The organism is Candidatus Equadaptatus faecalis, assembly GCA_018065065.1.
GTDB lineage: Bacteria > Synergistota > Synergistia > Synergistales > Synergistaceae > Equadaptatus > Equadaptatus faecalis.
Genome location: JAGHTZ010000039.1, coordinates 1 through 22,514, shown reverse-complemented (window position 1 = coordinate 22,514; position 22,514 = coordinate 1). Strand labels below are relative to the sequence as shown.

Below are 22,514 nucleotides of genomic sequence, written 5' to 3'. Positions count from 1 at the left end.
GTAATTTTTATAACTGCCAAAAAGGAAGTAAAAAAGATGAAAAAAAATATTTTTGCTGTACTGCTGATTTGCGCACTGTCCCTGCCGGTTTTTGCCGCAGAAGAAGTGCAGACGGCTGTCTACGGACATTCGGCGCTGCCTGAAGCCGAACAGCAGGAAAAAATTTCTGAACTGCCTCAGCCTTACGACGAAATCTGCCGGCAGCTTTCAAACGGCAAGGACGATCTGCTTGCGGCGCTGCGCAGGGAAACCGCGCCGTATGCGGAACGGACGGAATTTGAAGTGCTCGAGCGCATAGGCGCGGCGGCTTCCGGAATGTATTCAGGAGACCCTCTGCTCGGAGCTGCGAAATTCTGCCGCACTTGTCTGGACGGCTGTGAAACAGTCGAAGCTCAGGCAAAAGCCGTGTCAGCCTTCATAAGAGGTTACAAAAGCTGCGGAGTGGCAATAATTTCGTTTGCCGGCTGCGACAAAGAGCCGGTGACAAAGGCAGACGTAAGCACCGGAAAATTTGCGTGGTTTGTGCCGTTCAAAAAGGGTGGCAGCGTTCAAATAAACATCTTCGGCAAGACGGGAGAAACCGTGAAATTTTGGAAGATTCTTGGCGACAAAGCTGTATTCAAAGAATGGCAGGGTGGCTTCTGGGAAAGAGAAATTACGGTAAACGGCAAATAAAAACTCTGTTTATTGGGCAGAAATCAGTAAAATTACGTACGCATAAACAGCGATTTTGCAATACAATGCTGACGTAGACAGGAAATCTGAAACGGAGGGTGACAGATATGAAGAAAATTTTAGCGGCGCTTCTTATAGTTCTTTCGTTCGCAACCTTTGCTTTTGCGGCAGACAGCTGGGACACAACGGTTATGTGGGCTGCAAACAGGGTTAAAATCGCTCAGGATGGTGCGAAAGTACTGCACGCATACTCAAATCTCAAAGCGGGCGAAAAAGAGGAATTCGGGCTGTGGAAACAGCTTTGGACCACTAAAGGCGCAGAGAGAGCAAAAATAGCCATGACGCTCGTCAACACCATGTTCCCCGACGGCAATCCTGGAAAATGGGAGCAGGTCAGAGACCTTACCGGCCCCGATTTTCGCAGACCGCGCCAGTTTATGGCGATAGACGCGCTTTTTGCCGCGGTTCAGGAGCTTTCAGCAAATGAAAACACAATTTGGGGCGCGGCGCTTCTGCTTCAGCAGTTCGGCGAATCCGCGTACGGCAAAGTAATGTTTGTTGAAGAAACGCCGGCGGAAGTCAAAGCGATAATAGACAATGTGATTGCGAAAACCGGACTCGGCGGAGACTGGACGGTCAAAAAAATACGCGGAAAACTGCCGTTCCTTCCGAGATATGAGGGCAAGCTCTCCCACAGCATAGCTGAAACCCGCAGATATATCTATCTTGACAATTACGGCTGCATAACAAGCTTTGGCGAATACGGCTGGGACAGGGACAAAGGTCTGCTTTACGAAATATTTGAAGACAGCGGCGGACGCGGCGGAAAATTTCACTAAACACAGACTTTGTCAACGGCAGGATCGCTCCTGCCGTTTTTTGTTTTTCAAAAAGATAAAAACTTTGTCAATATCACGCAAATTTTATATAATATAACGTCAGACAGTTAAAGAAAGGGGAGATGCCCTGTGGACACGCCGACAGTGATATACCTTGTTAGGCACGGCGAATGTGAAGGCAACGCAGACAACCGTCTGCGCGGGCGTGTCGATTTTCCCCTGAACGAAACGGGGCGTCTGCAGGCGAAAGCGGTAGCGAAGGCTCTTTGCTGCGAACGTCTTGAATACGTGTACTCCAGTCCGCTTAAAAGAGCGCTGGAAACGGCGGAGCTTATAGCTCCGCCGCACAGACTTTCCGTGATTTCACGGGAAGGCTTTAACAATATGCGGCTTGGTGTCTGGGAAAACAGGAAGAAAGACGAACTTGAAAAAGAATTTCCCAAAATGTGGAAGCTTTGGCTGACAAATCCCGAAAGCCTGAACATAGAGGGTGCGGAAACTGTTGACAACGTGCAGGCGCGTGCGTTTGCCGCGCTGAACGGAATAGTCAACTCTCATCGCGGGGCGCGAATTGCGGTTGTTTCGCACCGCGGCGTGCTGAAACCGCTTATAGCTGCGGCTCTGGGAATAGCCAAGCCTTACATGTGGCGCATACATCTTGACAATGCCTCCTGTTCCTGTCTCGTGCACACGCCGGAACGCGGCTACACGCTGATTAAATCAAATAGCGTTGAACATCTGCGGGGCATATCGTTTGTCAGGGAGTTTAACTGATGCGGGTCTGCAGAATTTCTGTAAACAGCAAAGACGAACTGGCTGAAGAGCTGAAAAAAATTGGTGCAAATCCGGCAAGTCTGCCGTTTTTTGAAAACAGGCGCGAAACTCTGGCACTTCTCGCAGATTCAATGCCGTGCGCCGCGGCAAACATCCTGAAACAGGAACTGCTCTCCGCAGGCGGTGACGCCGCCGTGCACGCTCATGCGGTTGACTGCCGCGCGGAAGCAAGCAGGGTTTTGATATTTGCGGACAAAAAGCAGCTTGCCTCGGTCTGCGGAAAGCTGAAACAGATGCCGTGGTGGGGTTTTCCTGAACTTGCGGACGACATAAAAAAATGCTCTGCCGATGCTGTGCGTGTCAGAACAAAAATTGCAGGCATAATAAATCTCACGGACGACTCGTTTTATGCAGAAAGCAGAACGGCAGTTTCGGACGCGGTAAGCCGCGCAAAGCAGCTTGTATCCGAGGGTGCGGACCTTCTTGATTTGGGAGCCGAATCTACGCGCCCCGGAGCGGAAAGAACGGACGAAAGCGAAGAACTTGAAAAAATACGCGCAGTTCTGCCCGAAATACGCGCGGCTTTGCCTGACGTCAAAATATCCGTTGACACAACCCGTTTTTCGGTTGCCAAAGCGGCGCTTGAAAAAGGTGCTGATATAATCAATGACGTATCGGGGCTTGCAGACGAAAACATTGTGAAAGCCTGCCGCGACCATGGATCGGGATACGTTCTCACGCACAGCCGCGGAACGTCTGTGACTATGGACGGAATGTGTGAATATGACAATATACTGCTTGAAATAAACAGTTTTTTTGAACGGAAGATAGAGCTTGCAGAGAAAACAGGATTGAAACGCGAAAAAATAATTCTTGATCCCGGCTTCGGTTTTGCCAAAAACGAAAAGCAAAATCTGTATCTGCTGAAAAATTTATGTGCTTTCCGCGGCTTCGGGCTTCCGCTGCTCGTCGGAGTTTCAAGAAAACGCTTCCTCGGCGCGGAGCTGAAAGCGGAAGAAAGACTGGAAGCCACTTTGTCAGCCACGGCGCTCTGTGTGTTGCAGAACGCTGAATACGTCAGGGTGCACGACGTTGCGGCAAACAGGCGTGCGGCGGATTTTTGCGGGGCCTTGAAAAATGCGTAAAGCGTGGCTCTCGCTCGGCTCCAACGAAGGCAACAGGACGGAAATGCTTTTGCAGGCGCTTGAAATGCTTGCTGACGTATTTGAAATAACCGAAGAAAGCCCTGTGTACGAAACAGAACCGTGGGGTATAACCGCCCAGCCGAAATTTCTAAACATGTGCGTCGGCATAGAAACCGAACTTGGCGCATACGAAGTGCTTGAAAAAATCAACGAAATTGAAGCTATGCTCGGAAGGCTCCGCAAAACACGCTGGGGGCAGCGGACAATAGACATAGACATAGTGTTCTTTGAGAACGAAATTATTGCCGGCGAAAAGCTTACTGTTCCGCACAAATACATGCACGAGAGAGCCTTTGTGCTGGTTCCGCTGAATGACATAGCGCCCGGCTTTGTGCACCCTCTGCTGAAAAAAACAGTAAAAGAGATGCTTGACGAACTGCCAAAGGAGAAAATGACATGTTTGGGATACATCCGAAAAAATACGGATTGACGGAAAGCGAAAAAACGAAAACTCCGCGAAGCCTGAAAGTATTTTCCTCCAAAATGTCGCATGATGCAAGAAAAGCGGCAAAGAGATTTGCGGGAGCGAAACACACGAGAAAGCTTCAGATACTTGTTGTTCCCGTCTTTCTGATAGTGCTGACGGTCACAGTGATACTGCTTCCGGGCGCGAACAACAACACAGATGCAGTCAAAACGAACATACTGCGCGTCAATAATCCGGCAGTATCTCTTGCCTACGACCAGGACGCGGACGGCAACATAGTTTCAGCCTGGATCCGTACGCCGAAGGCATCAAGAAGAATAGGACAGCTGGACGGGCTGTCGTACATTGCTGACAGCAAATTTTTCTATGACGTTGACGGCGACAAAACGCCTGACCTTCTTTGGCGTATCTCCTTCAACAACGAAAACGAAAAGGCCGGTATTCATCTCTGGCTAGGCGTTCTCAGCAGACTCGCGAAAATATACGTCTGTTCCTCGCCGTACGAATACACGCGCTGGGACGCGGTGCCGACAAAAATACGCACTCCGAAAAACTGCGCGCTGTACATTTCGCCCTCCATACCTGCAACAACCCTCAGCGGAAAAAGATGCTATTCTTTCATATACACGATAAAACTTACCTCTGAGGGACCTGAGTTCATTCCTGTTCCGGACGTGTACAAACAGCTTCTTCCTATACTGCGCTCCGTTATCAGCACGGAAAAAAACGAGTCGTTTCACAGGGCGTACGTCAGAATGTTCATGGAATACAAAAATCTGTCAGAAGGCAAGGTACCGCTTGCGGCAACCTTTACTAACCTGACGATAGATAACATAGAACTGCTTCCGCTGAAATAGGCGGACAGGGGAGACATTCCCGCGACCTGAGGGAGCAAAAAAATGAAAACAAAATTTGAACAGATAGTTGACGTCCAGGCAATAGGCAAAGCGGAAAATCACGTATCCTCCGCGGAGCTTTTCGCGCTTGCCGCGGCGGAAAACCTGCCGCCTGCCGATCAAGACGCTGAAAAAACGCTTCTTCTTGCTGTTGACCTGCAGCTTGACTTCATGGACGACGGGGAGCTCGGCGTAAAGGGAGCAAAAAAAGACGCTGAACGGCTGACGCGCTTTATGTACGACAACATTGAAAAAATATCGGCGGTTGCCGCAACTTGCGACTGCCACTCACCTATGCAGATATTTCATGCCTGCTGGTGGCAGGACGAAAACGGAAACGAACCGGTGCCCTTCACCATAATAACAAAAAAAGACCTCAACGCCGGACGCTGGACACCGCGCACGATGCCCGAAAAAAGCGCCGAATATCTTGAAGCGCTTGAAAAACAGGGCAAAAAACGGCTCTGCATCTGGCCGTACCACTGCCTTGAAGCAAGTGTGGGAGGCGCGATAGAACCGCAGTTTTCAAACATGGCAAACTTCTTCTCCGCGGTGCGCAGGGCTGACTTCAAAAAATTTGGCAAAGGCAGGATACCCTACTCCGAATTTTACGGGGCGCTGCGCCCCGAATACTGCGAGCCCGGGACGGACAACACCGAACTGCTTGAATACGTCTCGCGTTTTAATAAAATAATTGTTGCCGGCGAAGCGATGGACTACTGCGTGTACGAAACGATCAGCCAGCTGTGCGAAGAACTTCAAAGAATAGGGCGCAGTCCGCAGATTTTTGTTCTCACAGGCTGTACGAGCAGCATAGGTCCGCGCGAAGAAGCCGAAAAGCAGTACGCGGAGCTTACAAAAAGATACGGAATAACGATGCTGTAGAACCAGTGCAAAATGTATAGTGTAAAATGCAAAGTGAAGAATAAGCAATAAGCGGTAAGCTGGAAGCGATAAGCAAAAAAAGATTTGTCTTTCTGCATGGAGCGTAGCGGAAGTGCAGACCAGTGGCTTTTTAAGGCTTTGAAAAGAAAAGACCAAAGACATTGGATTCCGTGTCAAGCACGGAATGACGGACAAAAAAGGTTCTAACGCTTAACGCTTATAGCTTAAAGCTTATAGCGAGCGAAGAGACAAAAGCGAGTGGCGCGAAGTAATAATTATTCATTATTCATTCTGCATTATTCATTTCGGTAATTTGTTTTATTTAAGGAGTGACTGCATTGCACGTAACGATTGAAAAAGCGACGGAAGCCATGCTTCCCGAAATGTATCCGGTATTTGACGATTCAGCGCTGCATGACCACTATTTCAAACCTCATCCTGAGTCGCTCTCCTTTATGCTTGACCCCGCGACGAGAAACGGCAACACGCTTACAGCCCGCACTGCGGAAGGTGAAATCGCCGGAGTTATGGTTGTGCTTATGGAAGGTTTTGCGGAGCTTCCGTACCTTGCGCTGCTCGGCGTAAAGAAAAAATACCGCGGCATGGGCATAGGCAAAAAATTTCTCTCCGTATTCATCGGCCTCGCAGAACAGTCCGGTGCACCGAACATGTTTATAATGACAAGTACTTTCAACATCCGCGCCAAACAGCTCTACGAATCCGTCGGCTTCAAAAAAATAGGCATAATCCCCGACTATCTCATAAAAGGCATTGACGAAATAATGTTCGTCCGCCCGAACAAACAGCTGAAACGGAAATAAGGTGACGCAGATGGACTCATTCTGGTGGTACGTAACACTAAGCGCTGAACGCGAGCTTGACGACGTTCTCTTCTCGCTTACGGACAACACGGAAAGCATAGGAACGGAATTTGACGAGCTTGCGTCGGGCAGGGTTACGCTGCGCGCGTACTATCGCAGCAACGAACCTCTTGAATACTGGAAAAACAAACTGCTTGACGCGATGAAAGAATTTCCGGAGATAAAAATCGAAGACTTCGGAAAACTTGAAAATCAGCCGTGGAACGTGCAGGCGGAAGAAGCCTTCCCTCCGCTCAACGTAGGCGAAAACATAGTCGTGCTCGCCCCGTGGCACAAGGGAACGGAAGAAGCCGGCAGAATGCCGCTCTACATCAACCCTGGCTGTGCTTTCGGCACGGGCTATCACGAAAGCACGCAGATAGTTCTCCGCTTCATGGAAGAATACGCGAAGCCGGGCATTACAACCGCTGACATAGGCACGGGTTCGGGCATACTCACGATATACGCTGTCAAAAAAGGCGCGGCGAAAGCCTACGCCCGCGACATAGACCCTGCCGTAATAGACGAAGTGCGCAAAAACTTTGAACTCAACGGACTTGACCTCAGCAAAATCGACCTCGCGACAGGCGACCTGCTGAAAGGCTTTGACCACACGGCCGACCTGCTTCTCGCAAACATACTCATAGAACCGCTCTCAACCATGATATGCGACGTTCCGGCAGTCATAGGCAAAAAAGGAACGGCGGTATTTTCAGGCATGGTGGAAAACGAAAGGGAACGCTTCCTGAAAATCCTTGACGAAAACGGGCTTGTCCCCGTTGCCGAAAAAAGAGAAGGAGACTGGTGGGGTGTCGCAGCCAAGATTAAGGCTTGAAAGCTGCCGCTTTGAAAACGGCGTCTGGAAAATTGACGCAGAGCAGGCAAAACATCTTGTAAAAGTGCGCCGCTGTTACAACGGGTCTGTGGTTGAAGGGCTGCTTGACGGCGAAAAAATTGAGCTGCGCCTTGAAAACTGCGAAACGGAAGAAATCTGTGCCGTTGAACTGTCGCGCACGAAAGAAAAAAAAGCTGCGCGCGAAATACAACTGCTGCTTGCTTTGCTGAAAAACGACCAATTTGACGAAGCATTGCGCTTTGCCGCCGAAACAGGCGTCAGCGAAATATATCTGCTTGCCTGCGAACGCTCCGTACCGAAAATAACCGACAGACTAGGCGGCAAAATGACACGATGGAACAAAATCCTTGCGGAAGCGACAAAACAGAGCGGAGCCGCGACTCCGCCGGTTTTGCACGAACCGGTGCCGTTTGAAAAATTTGACTTCCCTGCGGTATGCGCCGAAAAATACGCCGCTTTGCTGGCTGAAAACGCGCAGCCTCTTGCGCGGATAGCTTTCGGCGAAAAAACGGCGCTCGCGATAGGGCCTGAAGGCGACTGGACGCCGGAAGAAACACGGCGCCTGCTTGCCGAAGGCTTTGTGCCTGTCAGCCTCGGAAACAGGATACTGCGGGCGTCAACAGCAGTCGCCGTTGCCTGCGGCTGGCTCGGAAACGCGAAAAACCAAGAAGCAATGACCATAAAAACCAATGACCTAAAAAACAATTACGATAAAATACAATTACCATAAAAGGCAATTACAATTACAAGACCTCTTAAAGTTTTTACACGTGTTTCGTACGGATATAAACAACAAAAAATGGCTTGGGAATTTTCTCCCGCGCCGTTATATTTTCGCAGAGGAGAATTTTTCACGGGACTTTTTTGTTTTAATAGTGTAAAATTTACTTTACGAAAAATTTTTGAGTTTTGAGCGCAGGCTGCGCTTGCAAGAGGGGGGAGTGCGGTATGAATGAGCCGGAGAAGATTCTCAGCATTCTGTCTGAGGAAATTGTCCCTGCTCAGGGCTGTACCGAGCCGATAGCCATTGCCTATGCGGGAGCAAAGCTGACGGAGGAGCTTGGCGGTGTGCCTGACGAAGTTCGGGCGTATCTTTCAGGCAATATGATTAAGAACGTTAAGAGCGTTAAAATTCCTGCTTCGGGCGGTATGGTGGGTATTGAGGCGGCTGTTTCCATGGGTGTTCTGCTCGGGGACGCGGAGCAGGAAATGATGGTTATAGCAAATGCCGACCAAAGCAGACTGCCTGAGGTTGAAGCCTACGTGAAAGCCGGAAGGGTAACAAGCTGTTTTGAGCATACCGATGAGAAGCTTTACATAAGGCTTGAGGGTGTTAAAGGTTCTGACAGGGCTGTTGTTGAAATTCAGAAGTACCACACGAATATCACGAGGCTTGAAAAGAACGGCGTTTCCGAGAAGCTTGCGAAGGGCTGCGGTTCTTCAGACGAAACGATAACGGACGATTCTTTTCTTACGATAGATTTGATTTACGATACCGCGAACAGCATAGAGCTTTCGCTGATAGAGCCTCTTTTTGAGCAGGTAATCGAATATAACAGCGCGATTGCCGAAGAGGGACTGAAAAATCAGTGGGGTATCGGTATCGGCAAGACGATAAAGGAAGGTATAGAAGAGGGCGTCTACGGAAACGATCTCAAGAACAATATCACCGCTTTTACCGCCGCCGGAAGCGACGCGCGTATGAACGGCTGCGCGATGCCCGTTATGACTACGTCCGGCAGCGGAAATCAGGGGATGACCTGCTCTCTGCCTGTAATAAAGTTCTGCGAAATGAAGAACATACCGCGCGACAGGCTTATTCGCGGACTTTTCTTCTCGCACCTTACCGCAATTCATATCAAGACGCTGATAGGCAGACTGTCGGCGTACTGCGGGGCAATGGCTTCCTGCGCGGGAGTGAGCGGAGCGTTCGCGTATCTTGACGGACTTCCGCTTGAGAAGATTAAAACAGCGGTTTCCAACACGCTTGGAACCGTTTCAGGCATCATCTGCGACGGGGCAAAGAGCTCCTGCGCCTGTAAAATCGCCGCCGGAATTTCATCGGCGTTTGACAGCTATATGGCGGCGAAGAAAGGCAGGGCGTTGCTTTCCGGCGAAGGCATAATCGGCGCAAGCGCGGAAAAGACGATAGAAAACGTCGGAACGCTTGCCGCGGAGGGAATGCTTGAAACCGACGAAGTAACGGTAAACATAATGATGAAAGAATAAAAGGAGATTGGGCAATGTCAGAAAAAAAAGGATTTTTCAACAGTCTTATTTTCAAACTTGTGCTGGGTGTTGCGCTTGGCATAATCATTGGTCTGAACGTCGGGGAAAATACAATCGGCGTTATCAACACGGTTAAATTTATACTCGGTCAGATAATTTCATTTACGGTGCCTCTTATCGTGCTTGGTTTTATCGCGCCGGCTATTACCCAGCTTAAGGCAAACGCGAGCAAAATGCTCGGCGCCATGATTTCTCTTGCCTACGTTTCAACTGTTTTGGCGTGCATTATGTCTATGATTGCCGGTTATGTGCTTATTCCGAAGCTCAATATCATTACAAATCCCGAGGGGCTGCGCGCAATTCCGGAGCTGATTTTCAAGGTGGAAATTCCGGCGGTTTTCCCTGTCATGACAGCTCTTGTGCTTGCGCTGTTCCTCGGAATGGGCGTAATTTGGGCGAAGGCTGAGTATTTTGAGAAACTTCTCGGCGAGTTTAACGATATAGTTCTTCAGCTTGTTCAGAAAATTATTATACCGATTCTGCCGTTCTTCATCGCGGCGACCTTTGCGACGCTTGCGTACGAAGGCAGTATCACAAAGCAGGCGCCGGTATTTCTCAAAATAATCGTTATCGTTATGGCAATGCACTATATCTGGCTTACGGTGCTTTACCTTGCGGGAGGCGCCGTTTCAGGGAAAAATCCGTGGCACGTCATCAGAGAATACGGTCCCGCCTACCTGACGGCAGTCGGCACGATGTCCTCAGCCGCGACGCTTTCTGTCGCGCTTGACTGCGCAAGAAAAACATCTCTTTCGGACGAGGTCAGAGACTTTGCGATTCCCATGGGAGCCACAGTTCATCTCTGCGGCTCGGCACTCACGGAAACTTTCTTTGTCATGACGATTTCACAGGTGCTTTACGGTCATATCCCTGCGGTTGGAACAATGCTTCTGTTCGTATTCCTGCTCGGAATTTTCGCAGTCGGCGCCCCGGGAGTTCCCGGAGGAACCGTTATGGCTTCTCTTGGAATTATTATCTCCGTGCTGGGTTTTGATGATACGGGTACAGCGTTAATGCTTACGATCTTCGCGCTTCAGGACAGCTTCGGCACAGCCTGCAACGTCACAGGCGATGCTGCTTTGGCAATGATGCTTGACGGTATGTTCAACGGCAGGAAGAAAGAATAAGAGTAAGGAGAGCGGCAGGGCGGCTGTGCCGCCCTGCCTTTTTTAAGACATGTCCGGATTTTTAAGGAAAAAACTTTTCTCAATAACGGTTCAGGGCTGCCGCACAAATCTCTACGAGGCGGACGCTATTCTTAACAGTCTTGAAAAACGTGGCGCTTATCATTACGAACAGCGCCCTGATTTTGCCGTTGTCGTCAGCTGTTCAATCACTGCGTCTGCTGACAGAAAGTTCCGCAAGCTGGTGCGCAGACTGCGCCGCGAACATCCGGACATAGTTATCGTCGCGACCGGCTGCTGCGTTCAGCAGCTTACTGACGAGCAGCTTGACGAGCTTGGAATAGACATTGCCGTCGGCAACAGGCAGAAATATCTTATTCCCGACCTGCTTGAAGAATATTTTGCGTGCGGGGGCAGACCGAGCGCCGCGTATGTTGATGATATACGGACGGAAGACAGCTGGGACGCACTGCAGCTTGACGCTCCGCGGCTTCACACGAGGGCTTTTCTGAAGCTTCAGGACGGCTGCGACCATTTTTGCAGCTATTGCATAGTTCCGTTTGTGCGCGGCAGGTCTGTTCAGCGTGATTTTGACGACGCTTTTGAGGAAGCGAAGCGGATTGTTAAGGCAAAATGTCCCGAAATTGTGCTGACCGGCGTTCATCTCGGACTTTACGAAAGACTGCCGGAGTTTGTACGCGCGCTTGGCGAAATCGACGGGCTGAAACGCATACGTTTCGGTTCTATCGAGCCTCTTGCCGTAACGGACGAGCTGCTTGACGTTCTTGCCGGTACTTCCGCTTTCTGCAGACATCTGCACGTGCCGCTTCAAAGCGGGGACGACGGTGTGCTTAAACTGATGAACCGAGGCTATACGGCGGCGGATTTTGCCCGTGCGGTTGAAAGGATAAGAAACAAGCTCGGAGAAACCGTTCACGTCAGCACGGATTTTATGCTCGGCTTCCCGGGGGAAGATGACGCGGCGTTCAGACGCAGTCTTGCCTTTGCCGAAGAAATGTGCTTCGGCAAAATGCACGTCTTCCCTTATTCTCCGCGCGGCGGAACTGCAGCGGCGGAGCGTCCCCGCGCCGGCGATGCGGAAGTCAGGCAGCGCGAGGAAATTACGCTTGAAACTGCCGGAAGGCTGCATCGCGAATACTGTTCGCAGTGGCTTAACCGCCCTGTTGAAATTCTGGTTGAGGAAGTAAAGGACGGAATTATGACGGGGCTTACGCCGGAATACGTGCGCGTTGCGGCAAAAGCGCCGGAAGAAGTCAGGAAACGCGATTTCGTAAAGGTTACGGCAACTGAATATTCAAACGGTGTTTTGACGGACGGAAGCGCTTCCTGGAACGGGGAAGAAGATTAGAAGGTATAAAATATTCACTTACAGAAGTTTTCACTTTCAGAGAAGTTTGTTTGAGAGGAATTAAGAGCGTTGCAGAGCAAAGGTGAAATTTTTCGGCTCCTGGGAATATAATTTAAAATTTTATAACACAGAAAGAAAAAGTGTGCTATAATTACCAAATCGGAATTTTGATACATGCTGCTGCATCGTTGCGGCGGTTTTCCTGAAAGGGGGGAACGTACGATGACCACCATTACAAGACGTGACAACGAATCGATTGAAGACGCGCTCAAACGCTTCAAACGTGAGGTCCGCAGGGTGGGCGTGCTTCGTGAGGCAAAGAAACATGAGCATTACGAAAAACCCAGCGAAATTAAAAAACGCAAAAAACAGGAAATGGCACGCAGCAAGGGCAGGAGGTCGAGCTACTAATTATGGCTCTGCTGTCTCAGATACAGTCTGACCTTGTTCAGGCTATGAAAGACAAGGACGACGTCAAACTTGCTGTCCTGCGTATGCTGAAATCAGCCGTGCAGGTCGCACAGGTTGAGAAAGGCAAGGACGCGGAGTTTACCGATGACGACGTGCTTTTGATTGTCAGACGGCTCATAAAACAGCGCAATGAAGCCGCAGAGCTCTACAAGAGCGGCGGTGCGGCCGACAGGGCTGAAAGGGAACTTGCGGAAGCAAAAATCCTTGAGGTCTATCAGCCGGCACAGCTCAAAGACGAAGAGCTTGAAAAGCTTGTCGCGGAAGCGGCACAGAGCGCAGGCGCTTCAGGTCCGAAGGACATGGGCAGGGTTATGGGCAAGGCAATGGCTGCCGTCAAAGGACAGGCGGACGGGAACAGGGTACGCCAGGCAGTTCAGAAATATTTGTCCTCGCTTTAACAGTATCAAAAACGCCGGTAACCGGCGTTTTTGTTTTTTGCGGGGATTTATCCGGAGGTTTTGAAATGAAGAAAAAAATTGCGCTGCTTGTGGCATTGATTTTTATGCTCGGTACGGTACAGGCACAGGCGCTGAACCTTATGGATCTGCACAATTCGCCGCTGAAATCGCTCCTGGCGCTTCAGAAAGCGGCGAAAAAACATGACGTTGAAGCGTTTGAGAAATACGTGTCGCTTGACAGCTTTATCAGCCGCGTATATGACGATGGAATAGCAGCTGTTTCTGAAAGCGGGAATTCCAAACTGATAACCTATGCCGCCATGACAGGAATTTACAGGCTGGTAAAACCGCTTGCGGTGCCTTACGCCAAAAAATGCGTGCTTGAAAGAATTGCGGGAGACGGTGCGGAACAGGAAACGCCGGAACAGGAGAGTACACCGTCCCTTAAAAGCGGTATTAAGGAGAAGGCGCTGGACGCGGCGGACAGACTGCTTGACAGAGCCGGTGACGGGGTAATGGAACTTATTGAAAAGGTCAATCCCGCAAATCTATTGAAGGAAACTATTGATTTTGACCACAGCGAGATTAAAAAAGTCGCGACGCACCAAAAAGACAAAAACGGGGCGCTTGTAGCGGTTACGGTTTACAATACGGAGCTGGATCAGAATTTTGTGCTGAGACTTAAGCTCGAGCCCTTGGGGAAACGTGGCTGGAGAGTCATTGAACCTGTTGATTTCAAGGATTACGTGCTTGCCGTGGACAGGGCAAAAAAAACAAAATAGGTACTTTACATTAGAAAAATTTATGGCTACAATATACACACTGTAACAGCACCATAAAATCCTTAAGGAGATGTTCAGTTATGAAACTTGGAGAAGTCCCTATTCTTGATACCCTCAAGAAGATCCCCGGCGGAATCATGTTTATCCCGCTCCTCGTCGGCGCGACGATTAACACGTTCTTCCCGGCACTCGTTGACCCGAAGGTTACGACCACAATAGCCGGCTCACTTTGGGTAAAATGGTTCAAAGAAGGCGCGCTCTGCCTTATCGCAATGCTTCTCGTCTGCACCGGAGCGCAGATTTCCTTCAAGAGCTCACCGATGGCATTCTACAAAGGAATGGTCATTAATTTCAGCAAAGTCATCCTCGGCGTTGTCCCTGCAATGATCGTCGGCCGTCTCTACGGACCTACGGGAACAGTCTGCGGACTTTCAGCACTCGCGCTCGTCAACATGTCCAACTCAAACGGCGGACTCTACGGCGGACTCGTTTCACATTACGGTGACAAGGAAGACCTCGGAGCCCTCGCAATCATCTCGACAAACGACGGCCCGTTCTATGAAATGTGCTCACTCGCAGGCGCAGGCGTTGCCGTTATTCCTTGGCAGATGCTTCTTGCGACGATCGCACCGGTTCTCTTTGGTATGCTTCTTGGCAACCTTGACAAGAAAATGGCGAAATTCCTTGAACCGGGTATCTTCATTTCAATCTTCCTCTTCTCATTCCCGCTCGGCTGCGGCCTCAACTTCGGTAAGGCAATCGCTGCAGGCGGCCCCGGCGTACTCCTTGCACTTCTTACGCTTCTCATCACCGGTGTCGGCGGCTATTTCCTCTACATGATTTTCATCCCGAAGAAACACCGCGTTACATGCGTACCGGGAGCAGCTGTCGGTTCAATCGCAGGAAACGCAGTCGCGACCCCGGCGGCAATCGCCTCGGCAGACCCGCGTTTTGCACCGGTTCTTGAATCAGCAACCATTCAGGTTGTAGCGGCAATCCTCATCTGCGCAGTCTGCTGCCCGATCCTCTGCAACTTCCTCTTCAAACTTGAGGAAAAAGCAACAGGTCACAAAATCGACCTCAAGGGTGTTGACTACACGGAAGAAGAACACAAGATATAGTTCTTTGCTGTTCTCAGCATTTAACGCTTAACAACCAAGGGCGTGCAGCGGCTTTAATGCCCTGCACGCTCCTTTCTTAAAACAAGGAGGCAGAAGCATGCTTATAAAACTCCCTTACGGACATCAGGAACTTGAATACGATTTCCCTGAAAATTCAGGTGTAATAACCTCAAACATAGACAAACTCGCAGGAACTAAATCAGGGCTTGAACTCGTTAAGGAAGCAATGGACAACCCCATTGACTCTGCGCCGCTTTATGAAATCGCAAAGGGAAAGAAGACCTGCACGATTATCATATCCGACCACACGCGCCCTGTTCCGAGCAAAGACATTCTTCCCAATATGCTCCGCGAACTCCGTCAGGGCAGCCCCGACATTGACGTCACGCTTCTTGTGGCGACAGGCTGCCACCGCGAAACAACAAAGGACGAGCTTCGCGGCAAACTCGGCGACGAAATTTTTGAAAACGAAAAAATAATCGTTCACGACTGCGACAAAAACTGCGTGAACATCGGAACGCTTCCTTCGGGTGCACCGCTCGTAATCGACAGAGCAGCGGTTGAAACCGACCTGCTCGTGGCGGAAGGCTTTATTGAGCCGCATTTCTTCGCCGGCTTCTCAGGCGGAAGAAAATCAATTCTCCCCGGCGTATGCGACAGGGTAACGGTCGTCGGAAACCATTGCAGCAAATTTATCGACAGCGAATACTCGCGCACCGGCATTCTTGACAACAACCCGATTCATATTGACATGATAGAAGCCGCGCGTCTTGCGAAGCTTGCCTACATAGTCAACGTCATAGTTGACGAAGCGCACAAAACGGTTGCGGCTTTCGCCGGCAACCCTGTTACGGCGCACCGCGCAGGCTGCGATTTCCTCGACAGCTACTGCAAGGTTTCGCCTGTACCCGGTGACATAGTCGTGACAACCAACGGCGGAGCGCCGCTTGACCAGAACATTTACCAGTGCGTCAAGAGTATGACGGCAGCCGAAGCCAGCGCCGCCGAAGGCGCGGTGATTATTGTCTGCGCCGAATGTGCCGACGGCATGGGCGGAGCGAACTTCTACAAACAGCTTGCAGGCTGCAAAGACGCGCAGTCGCTGTACGATGAATTCATGGCAACGCCTATGGACCAGACGCCGCCGGACCAGTGGCAGAGCCAGGTGCTCGCAAGAATTCTTATCAACCACGAAGTAATCTTTGTTTCGCGCGAGCCGCTCCGCAAAGAACTTACGGATATGAAAATGAGCTTCGCGCCGTCGCTTGACGAGGCAATGGAAATGGCATTTGCCAAAAAAGGCAGGGACGCAAAGGTTACGGTAATCCCCAACGGAATTTCAGTAATAGTCAAATAGCCTGTTTTGACACGGCAGGGGAAAGCAGATTGAGCCCAGTTAGGAATTGTCTTGTCTGTATTTTGGCAGTTATGTTTTTTGCGGCACCGGCATTTGCGCAAAACGGTGTTGTTGATTTGAAGCGTGTATGTGGCAGTTATTCCGCATACAAAAAAGCGCAGAAAACATGGAATGCAATAGTGCAGCAAAAGATGCGGGAACTGTCCATAAGATGTAGCCAAACCAAAAATGAAAGCCGCAGACAGCAGATGACGGAGGAATGTAGCAAACAGCTCAAAGCACAGCAACTTGACTTTTTTCTCCCTGTATCTGTTGAAATCCAGAAAGCGACTGCCGCTGTGGCTGAGGAAAAAAATCTTCAGGCCGTATATGATGTCGCAACAGGCAAAAAGGGAATTGATATTACAAATGACGTGATAGCGAAACTCAATTCCGCAGAATCACAAAAAGCACAGGCAAAACCTGTCAGAAAAGCTGAAAGCAGTCAGCCGGATCAAAAACCTGTTTCTGTTCAGATAATACAGAATAATTCAGCGGTTCAGGTTCAGTTTGGTTCTTCGCCTAATAAAGACGGTGTTGACGCACTTGTTGCCAAAGCCGTAAAGCTCGGTTTTTCCAATGCTTATACCTGTGAAGGTGTTGACAAAAACGGAAGAAAAATCTGGCGCGCGCGCATTCCTGCAGCAAACACAGCAGATGCAAAACAGATATCGGCGCAGTTGACACAGCGGAAAATAAGCAATTTTATTACAAAATAGCTTTTTCTGAACACGATAAAACTAAAAGCGGGAATAATCCCGCTTTTAGTTTTGCGATGGTTTTACGACGTATTGGCGAATTTTGATGATCCATACTTGACCAATTTGTGAGTGTGGCTTAAAATCTGTAGGCTATAAATTTCAGCCGGAGTTTGTCTCCGGAGAAGGGAGCAGTAATGGAAAGCAGTTGTAGTAACGGTTCCGAACCGTTGTCTTGCCGATTGTTCACTGCCTGATCCGGACTGTTCCGCACGTCCGGCAGGCGCCGGGCGTGAAGAAAAATTCCCTTTCTTTCACCCCGTTATCTTCAGTACATACATTTATGAGCGGTGCAGCCGTTCGTTTGTGACGTGTACAGACAGGGGGAAATCACATGCTTGAAATCTTAAAAACGATGGAAAAAGGGCTCACAGCGCTGACGCTGGATACGATAGAGCCCGGTTCATGGGTCAATCTCATTCATCCGACGCACGACGAGCTGCGTGAGATTGAAAAACTTACAGGCGCTCCGTCGGACTTTATACGCGCCGCTCTTGACCCTGAAGAAACGTCGCGTATTGAAACCGAAGACGACCAGATACTTGTTCTTGTCAACGTTCCTGTTGACAGAGAGCCCGGCAGCGACGAATACGACACTATTCCTCTTGGCATAGTCGTAACGCCTGATTACATTGTAACCATCTGCCAGAAGGACAACGCCGTATTTGACCCGTTTGCAAGAAACCGCTACAGGGCGTTTTCAACCTTCAAACGCACTCGTTTTCTGTTCCAGCTGCTTTACTGTTCGGCAGCGCTTTTTCTGAAAGACCTGCGCCAGATAACGAGAAAATCTGACGAGATTGAAAAAGATCTGCGCCGCTCAATGAAAAACGTGGAGCTGTTTCAGCTGCTCGGACTGCAGAAAGGTTTGACCTACTATTCAATATCGCTCCGCTCAAACAAGGTCGTTATCGAACGTCTGCTGCGTGTCTGCTCTAACCCGCAGCTGGCGCACATAATCAAAATACGCGAGGAAGACGAGGATCTGCTTGACGACGTACGCATTGAATACGACCAGGGCATAGAAATGGCTCAGGTACAGGCGGACGTTCTCACAGGAATGATGGACGCTTTCGGTTCCGTCATTTCAAACAATCTGAACATAGTTATGAAATTCCTTGCCTCGGTAACTATTGTTCTTGCTATACCGACAATGATTTCGGGACTTTGGGGAATGAACGTGCCGGTGCCGTGGGCGGGAAATCCGCTGGGATTTCTTTACGCACTGCTGCTTGCGCTGTTCATATCAGTCATAACGGTTATAATTCTCTGGAAAAAGAACTTCTTCTGATAACGTAAAACAAAAAACGGGACACGGAATTTCTCCGCGCCCCGTTTGTGTATGCTGCCCTGATTTTCTGTTTTGAAATACACGCTGCCCTGCAGGGATATTGTTCTCTTTTGACGCTCATACAAACGAAATAAACAGGCTCTCCGCCAAATTACGTATTGTTTTGCCGGTTCCCATGATATAAAATACTGTCATACTTGCAGAAATTTATTGCGGTGGAGGTTGGTGCCATGAGGGGTATCGTTCAAAAGATTGTTCTTGCGGTAATTTTGTTTGCGGTCATTGCTTTTGGTTTCCGTTATTTTAAGCAGCGCAGCAGGGTTCCCGAATACGTAAGGGCTTCGGGCATGATTGAAGTGCTTGAGGTTCAGCTTGCGCCTCAGGCAGGCGGACGCATTGACAAGCTGTACATTGACGAGGGACAGGACGTCAAAAAAGGGGACCTTGTGGCAAAGCTTTCTCTTGACGGGGCGGACGACGTTCTTGCCTCCGCACAGGCAGGTCTTGCCGCCGCGCAGGCGCAGCTTGCGCAGCTCAGAAACGGTTTCAGGTCAGAGCAGGTTTCCGCCGCAAAGGCAAACGCCTCCGCCGCTAAAATACAATACGATCAGGCTCTGCGGGACAAAAATCGTTTTGACAGGCTGGCAGAGGAGGGCGCCGTTGCGGCGCGTCAGGCTGAACTTGCCTCCGAAAAGGCAAACGCTGCGCGGGAGGCGGCAAATGCCGCCGAAGAGCAGTACAGGCTGCTTGCCCGCGGTAACCGCGCAGAGGATATAGCCGCCGCCGAAGCTAACGTAAAACGCCTTGCCGCAGAGGTTGAGCGTGCGAAAACAGGACTTTCGTACAAGGAATTTCGTTCGCCTGTTGACGGTGTCGTGCTTACGAAAAATTACGAGGAGGGCGACGTCATAGCGGCAGGTTCACCGCTTGCGACCGTAGGCAGAAACGACAAATGCTGGGTCAAGATTTACATTCCTTCTTCGCAGCTTGGTCTTGTCCGCGTTGGACAGACGGCGGACGTAACGATTGACGCGTACCCTGACAGTGTTTTTCTCGGCAAGGTAACAAAGGTCAACGACCAGGCAGAATACAATCCGAGACTGTCGCTTACGCAGAATGAGCGCTCAAATATGGTGTTCTGGGTTAAGGTTACGCTTGACAATCAAGAGGGCGTTTTGAAGCCCGGAATGCCTGCGGACGTGAGACTGAACAACGACTAAAATGCCGCTTTCGGAAGAAACCGCCCTCAGTTACGAACACGTCACCAAAAGATTCGGCAGCATTACAGCGCTGTCTGATGTAAGTTTTGAAATACACCGCGGGGAAATCTTCGGTTTAATAAGTCCTGACGGCTCAGGCAAAACGACGCTTATCCGCATAGCAATGGGAATTATCAATCCTGACGAAGGCGAGTGCAGGCTTCTTGGCAGTACGGACAGGAAAAAAGCGCGCAGCCACGCAGGCTACGTGTCGCAGCGTTTCGGGCTTTATCCTGATTTGACCGTCATTGAGAACGCGCTTCTGTTCGGTTCGCTTTACGGTGCTTCGCACGAAACGACCATTGCGAAAGCTGAGGAAATTCTGGGACGTACCGGACTGCTTCCGTTTAAGGACAGACCGGCTGCCAAGCTTTCAGGCGGTATGAAACAGAAGCTTGCCCTTGCCACGGGACTGCTTCACACTCCGAAAATACTGTTTCTTGACGAACCTACGACCGGCGTTGACCCAGTAGCGCGCCGCGAGTTTTGGGCAATGCTTTATGAGCTTAACGCTTCGGAGGGTCTTACCATAGTTGTTTCTACCCCGTATATGGACGAAGCCGCGCTTTGTTCGAGAAAAATGTTTTTAAGCAAGGGGAAGCTGCTTGACATAGGAACGACGGAAGAACTTGTCTCCCGCTATCCGCACCGTATTTTCAAGCTCGAATACGCGGACAGGCGGGCCAAACCGGCGCTGCTCGCATGCGATGGTGTTGTTGACGCGAATATGTTCGGTTCAAATTATCATATTGCGGTCAGCGACGCGGAAGCGGCGCAAAATTCTATAAAACGTCACTTTGAAGCAAAAGGTGTTGCGTTTCCGGGCATGACGGAGCTTACGCCCGCCCTTGAAGATTTGTTTGTCGCGTTTGCCGGAGGAGACGGCGAGAAATGAGCAGAGTAGTCATAGAAACCAAAAACATGACGAAAAAATTCGGCTCCTTCACGGCTGTTGACAATGTTTCCATGCAGATTGAGGAAGGAACGATTTACGGCTTTCTGGGGCCTAACGGAAGCGGAAAAACAACAACGATGAAGGTGCTTTGCGGTCTTCTTGCCGCCACCTCGGGCGAAGGGCTTGTGCTCGGAATGAACCTCGCCCGCTCGTCGCAGGAAATCAAAAACAAAGTAGGTTATATGTCGCAGAAATTCAGTCTTTATCCTGACCTTACTGCGAGAGAAAATCTTGAATTTTACGCCGGGCTTTACGGTCTCAGCGAAGAAGAAAAAGCGGTACGCATTCCTGAAATGCTTGAACTGGCGGGACTGACGGGCAGAGAGGATACAATGACTTCGGTGCTGACGGGCGGCTGGCGGCAGAGGCTTGCGCTTGGCTGCGCGATAGTCCACAAACCGAAAATCCTGTTCCTTGACGAACCGACAAGCGGTGTTGACCCGAAGGCGAGAAGGCTTTTCTGGGACATTATCTACGGACTTTCCGCAGACGGAACAACAATAATGGTCACAACGCATTTTATGGACGAAGCGGAGCACTGTGACAAGGTGGCGTTCATATATTTCGGGAAACTGATTGCAGACGATGTTCCCGCCGCGCTCAAGAAAAAAATCCCGGGCAGACTGTACGAAATTCAGGCGGCAAACGGCATGGAACTGCTTGCGGAGATACAGGACGGCGCGCTCGGAATGCCGCTTATAGATTCATATTTCTACGGTGACAAGCTGCACGTCATTGTTGAAGGAGACAGGGAACTTAAACGCGAAGGACTTCTGTCCGGCGCGGAAATTGAAGAAATAGAGCCGTCCATGGAGGATGTCTTTGCCTACCTCGTCAAGTCTGAATCGGGCAAGGCAATGGAAGGCGGAAGAATTTCAGGCGCCGGCAGTTCGCAGATAAAAAGCCGCGCCAGGGAGGCAAAAGCATGAAAAACAGCAGATTGAGAGCGCTCGTCGTAAAGGAATTCAAACAGACGCTGCGCGATAAAATAACGCTTGCCATACTTCTTGTAATGCCGATTGTTGAGCTGTTTATTATCGGCTTTGCCGTGAACATGGACATCAAGCACGTGTGGACGGCTGTTTTTGACCAGTCGCGCTCGCAGGACAGCCGCGAAATGATACGCTCCTTTACCTCCAGCAACTATTTTGACATAAAGCTTTACGCGAACTCCGTCAACGAGGTCAACGAAGCCGTGCAGGCAGGTTATGCAAAGATAGGACTGATTATTCCGTCTGACTACGCGTCGAAAATACACGGCGGCAGAAACACGAAGCTGCAGGTGATAGTTGACGCCACGGACAGCCTTTCGGCAAATTCCGCAATGGCTGCCGCGCAGACTCTCGGCATACTGAAATCAAACGAACTGCTGAGGCAGCAGGCAATGCGGCACGGTATTAACCTCAGCGGGCAGTTAGTTGAAATGAGAACAAAGCTGTGGTACAACCCTGACTTTGTGACCTCATGGTACATGATTCCGGGCATTATGGGGCTTCTGCTGAGCATTTCGCTGATTACCCTTATGGGAATGGCGATAGTCCGCGAGGCGGAACAAGGTACGCTCGAACAGTTGCTTGTAACGCCTATGCAGGCGTGGGAGCTTCTGCTCTCCAAAATATGCCCGTACATTATCATAGGCTATCTTCAGATTGTGCTTTCTCTCGCAATAGGAATGATATTTTTTGACATGCCTTTTGTCGGAAGTATGCCGCTCTTTATGCTGCTGACTTTCTTCTACGTCGTTTCCGACCTTGCTTTCGGCATAATGATTTCAACCTTCTCGGACAACCAGCTTCAGGCATTGCAGCTTTCAACCTTTATCATACTGCCGAGCGTTATGCTCTCCGGCTTTATATTCCCGATTGAATCGATGCCGAAATTTTT

At 50.0% G+C, this 22,514-nt stretch carries 24 protein-coding genes; all 24 read left to right on the top strand.

Annotated features, from left to right (window positions below; translation table 11 throughout):
• Positions 1–36: 36 nt before the first annotated feature.
• Positions 37–675, top strand: coding sequence for a hypothetical protein (locus tag KBS54_03255; protein ID MBQ0055147.1), 639 nt, complete (start codon positions 37–39; stop codon positions 673–675).
• Between the two features lie 107 nt (positions 676–782).
• Entirely contained in the window at positions 783–1,514 is a 732-nt protein-coding gene (locus KBS54_03250) for a hypothetical protein (GenBank protein ID MBQ0055146.1), read from the top strand.
• Positions 1,515–1,643: 129 nt separating this feature from the next.
• Positions 1,644–2,288 carry a histidine phosphatase family protein gene (locus KBS54_03245; protein MBQ0055145.1) on the top strand — a complete coding sequence of 215 codons (645 nt, stop codon included), beginning with the start codon at positions 1,644–1,646 and terminating at the stop codon, positions 2,286–2,288.
• Positions 2,288–3,433 (top strand): dihydropteroate synthase, encoded by a 1,146-nt coding sequence (gene folP, locus KBS54_03240; protein MBQ0055144.1) that lies wholly within the window; start codon positions 2,288–2,290, stop codon positions 3,431–3,433. The genes KBS54_03245 and folP overlap by 1 nt, the downstream gene beginning before the upstream one ends.
• Positions 3,426–3,923, top strand: coding sequence for a 2-amino-4-hydroxy-6-hydroxymethyldihydropteridine diphosphokinase (folK, locus tag KBS54_03235; GenBank protein MBQ0055143.1), 498 nt, complete (start codon positions 3,426–3,428; stop codon positions 3,921–3,923). Before folP ends, folK begins: the two co-directional genes overlap by 8 nt.
• A complete protein-coding gene (locus tag KBS54_03230) occupies positions 3,890–4,777 on the top strand; it encodes a hypothetical protein (protein MBQ0055142.1) in 888 nt (295 codons plus the stop codon). Before folK ends, KBS54_03230 begins: the two co-directional genes overlap by 34 nt.
• Positions 4,778–4,819: 42 nt before the next feature.
• Positions 4,820–5,701, top strand: coding sequence for a hypothetical protein (locus KBS54_03225; protein MBQ0055141.1), 882 nt, complete (start codon positions 4,820–4,822; stop codon positions 5,699–5,701).
• A 329-nt stretch (positions 5,702–6,030) separates the two neighbouring features.
• The gene (locus tag KBS54_03220; protein MBQ0055140.1) at positions 6,031–6,522 is read left to right on the top strand and encodes a GNAT family N-acetyltransferase; all 492 of its coding nucleotides are present in this window, start codon (positions 6,031–6,033) and stop codon (positions 6,520–6,522) included.
• Between the two features lies 1 nt (position 6,523).
• Positions 6,524–7,396, top strand: coding sequence for a 50S ribosomal protein L11 methyltransferase (locus KBS54_03215; GenBank protein ID MBQ0055139.1), 873 nt, complete (start codon positions 6,524–6,526; stop codon positions 7,394–7,396).
• Positions 7,371–8,147: a 16S rRNA (uracil(1498)-N(3))-methyltransferase gene (locus KBS54_03210; GenBank protein ID MBQ0055138.1), complete on the top strand. Its 777-nt coding sequence runs from the start codon at positions 7,371–7,373 to the stop codon at positions 8,145–8,147. The genes KBS54_03215 and KBS54_03210 overlap by 26 nt, the downstream gene beginning before the upstream one ends.
• Positions 8,148–8,365: 218 nt before the next feature.
• Positions 8,366–9,646 (top strand): serine dehydratase subunit alpha family protein, encoded by a 1,281-nt coding sequence (locus KBS54_03205; protein ID MBQ0055137.1) that lies wholly within the window; start codon positions 8,366–8,368, stop codon positions 9,644–9,646.
• Between the two features lie 14 nt (positions 9,647–9,660).
• Positions 9,661–10,833, top strand: a complete 1,173-nt coding sequence (locus KBS54_03200) for a dicarboxylate/amino acid:cation symporter (protein MBQ0055136.1) — start codon at positions 9,661–9,663, stop codon at positions 10,831–10,833.
• Between the two features lie 49 nt (positions 10,834–10,882).
• The gene (locus tag KBS54_03195) at positions 10,883–12,199 is read left to right on the top strand and encodes a MiaB/RimO family radical SAM methylthiotransferase (protein ID MBQ0055135.1); all 1,317 of its coding nucleotides are present in this window, start codon (positions 10,883–10,885) and stop codon (positions 12,197–12,199) included.
• A 222-nt stretch (positions 12,200–12,421) separates the two neighbouring features.
• Positions 12,422–12,610: a 30S ribosomal protein S21 gene (locus KBS54_03190; protein MBQ0055134.1), complete on the top strand. Its 189-nt coding sequence runs from the start codon at positions 12,422–12,424 to the stop codon at positions 12,608–12,610.
• Positions 12,611–12,612: 2 nt separating this feature from the next.
• Positions 12,613–13,068, top strand: a complete 456-nt coding sequence (locus KBS54_03185; GenBank protein ID MBQ0055133.1) for a GatB/YqeY domain-containing protein — start codon at positions 12,613–12,615, stop codon at positions 13,066–13,068.
• Between the two features lie 65 nt (positions 13,069–13,133).
• Positions 13,134–13,850, top strand: a complete 717-nt coding sequence (locus tag KBS54_03180; protein MBQ0055132.1) for a hypothetical protein — start codon at positions 13,134–13,136, stop codon at positions 13,848–13,850.
• Positions 13,851–13,930: 80 nt separating this feature from the next.
• Complete coding sequence (locus KBS54_03175) at positions 13,931–14,971, top strand: 2-keto-3-deoxygluconate permease (GenBank protein MBQ0055131.1); 1,041 nt, start codon at positions 13,931–13,933, stop codon at positions 14,969–14,971.
• A gap of 97 nt (positions 14,972–15,068) precedes the next feature.
• Entirely contained in the window at positions 15,069–16,328 is a 1,260-nt protein-coding gene (larA, locus tag KBS54_03170) for a nickel-dependent lactate racemase (GenBank protein MBQ0055130.1), read from the top strand.
• A gap of 71 nt (positions 16,329–16,399) precedes the next feature.
• Positions 16,400–17,086, top strand: a complete 687-nt coding sequence (locus KBS54_03165) for an OmpH family outer membrane protein (protein MBQ0055129.1) — start codon at positions 16,400–16,402, stop codon at positions 17,084–17,086.
• A 373-nt stretch (positions 17,087–17,459) separates the two neighbouring features.
• The gene (locus KBS54_03160) at positions 17,460–18,416 is read left to right on the top strand and encodes a magnesium transporter CorA family protein (GenBank protein MBQ0055128.1); all 957 of its coding nucleotides are present in this window, start codon (positions 17,460–17,462) and stop codon (positions 18,414–18,416) included.
• A 230-nt stretch (positions 18,417–18,646) separates the two neighbouring features.
• On the top strand, positions 18,647–19,636 hold the full coding sequence (locus KBS54_03155; protein ID MBQ0055127.1) for an efflux RND transporter periplasmic adaptor subunit: 990 nt from the start codon (positions 18,647–18,649) through the stop codon (positions 19,634–19,636).
• Position 19,637: 1 nt separating this feature from the next.
• Positions 19,638–20,570 (top strand): ABC transporter ATP-binding protein, encoded by a 933-nt coding sequence (locus KBS54_03150; GenBank protein MBQ0055126.1) that lies wholly within the window; start codon positions 19,638–19,640, stop codon positions 20,568–20,570.
• Entirely contained in the window at positions 20,567–21,559 is a 993-nt protein-coding gene (locus tag KBS54_03145) for an ABC transporter ATP-binding protein (protein MBQ0055125.1), read from the top strand. Before KBS54_03150 ends, KBS54_03145 begins: the two co-directional genes overlap by 4 nt.
• A partial coding sequence (locus tag KBS54_03140; protein MBQ0055124.1) for an ABC transporter permease occupies positions 21,556–22,514 on the top strand: 959 nt, incomplete at its 3' end. The genes KBS54_03145 and KBS54_03140, both read left to right, overlap by 4 nt.

What these genes read in the sequence shown, in the direction of transcription:
- KBS54_03175 (MBQ0055131.1), top strand. Translation starts at nt 13,931, where the DNA reads ATGAAACTTGGAGAAGTCCCTATTCTTGATACCCTCAAGAAGATCCCC.
- KBS54_03225 (MBQ0055141.1), top strand. Translation starts at nt 4,820, where the DNA reads ATGAAAACAAAATTTGAACAGATAGTTGACGTCCAGGCAATAGGCAAA.
- KBS54_03250 (MBQ0055146.1), top strand. Translation starts at nt 783, where the DNA reads ATGAAGAAAATTTTAGCGGCGCTTCTTATAGTTCTTTCGTTCGCAACC.
- larA (MBQ0055130.1), top strand. Translation starts at nt 15,069, where the DNA reads ATGCTTATAAAACTCCCTTACGGACATCAGGAACTTGAATACGATTTC.
- KBS54_03205 (MBQ0055137.1), top strand. Translation starts at nt 8,366, where the DNA reads ATGAATGAGCCGGAGAAGATTCTCAGCATTCTGTCTGAGGAAATTGTC.
- KBS54_03195 (MBQ0055135.1), top strand. Translation starts at nt 10,883, where the DNA reads ATGTCCGGATTTTTAAGGAAAAAACTTTTCTCAATAACGGTTCAGGGC.
- KBS54_03255 (MBQ0055147.1), top strand. Translation starts at nt 37, where the DNA reads ATGAAAAAAAATATTTTTGCTGTACTGCTGATTTGCGCACTGTCCCTG.
- folP (MBQ0055144.1), top strand. Translation starts at nt 2,288, where the DNA reads ATGCGGGTCTGCAGAATTTCTGTAAACAGCAAAGACGAACTGGCTGAA.
- KBS54_03230 (MBQ0055142.1), top strand. Translation starts at nt 3,890, where the DNA reads ATGTTTGGGATACATCCGAAAAAATACGGATTGACGGAAAGCGAAAAA.
- KBS54_03180 (MBQ0055132.1), top strand. Translation starts at nt 13,134, where the DNA reads ATGAAGAAAAAAATTGCGCTGCTTGTGGCATTGATTTTTATGCTCGGT.
- KBS54_03190 (MBQ0055134.1), top strand. Translation starts at nt 12,422, where the DNA reads ATGACCACCATTACAAGACGTGACAACGAATCGATTGAAGACGCGCTC.
- KBS54_03200 (MBQ0055136.1), top strand. Translation starts at nt 9,661, where the DNA reads ATGTCAGAAAAAAAAGGATTTTTCAACAGTCTTATTTTCAAACTTGTG.
- folK (MBQ0055143.1), top strand. Translation starts at nt 3,426, where the DNA reads ATGCGTAAAGCGTGGCTCTCGCTCGGCTCCAACGAAGGCAACAGGACG.
- KBS54_03150 (MBQ0055126.1), top strand. Translation starts at nt 19,638, where the DNA reads ATGCCGCTTTCGGAAGAAACCGCCCTCAGTTACGAACACGTCACCAAA.
- KBS54_03155 (MBQ0055127.1), top strand. Translation starts at nt 18,647, where the DNA reads ATGAGGGGTATCGTTCAAAAGATTGTTCTTGCGGTAATTTTGTTTGCG.
- KBS54_03160 (MBQ0055128.1), top strand. Translation starts at nt 17,460, where the DNA reads ATGCTTGAAATCTTAAAAACGATGGAAAAAGGGCTCACAGCGCTGACG.
- KBS54_03185 (MBQ0055133.1), top strand. Translation starts at nt 12,613, where the DNA reads ATGGCTCTGCTGTCTCAGATACAGTCTGACCTTGTTCAGGCTATGAAA.
- KBS54_03165 (MBQ0055129.1), top strand. Translation starts at nt 16,400, where the DNA reads ATGTTTTTTGCGGCACCGGCATTTGCGCAAAACGGTGTTGTTGATTTG.
- KBS54_03145 (MBQ0055125.1), top strand. Translation starts at nt 20,567, where the DNA reads ATGAGCAGAGTAGTCATAGAAACCAAAAACATGACGAAAAAATTCGGC.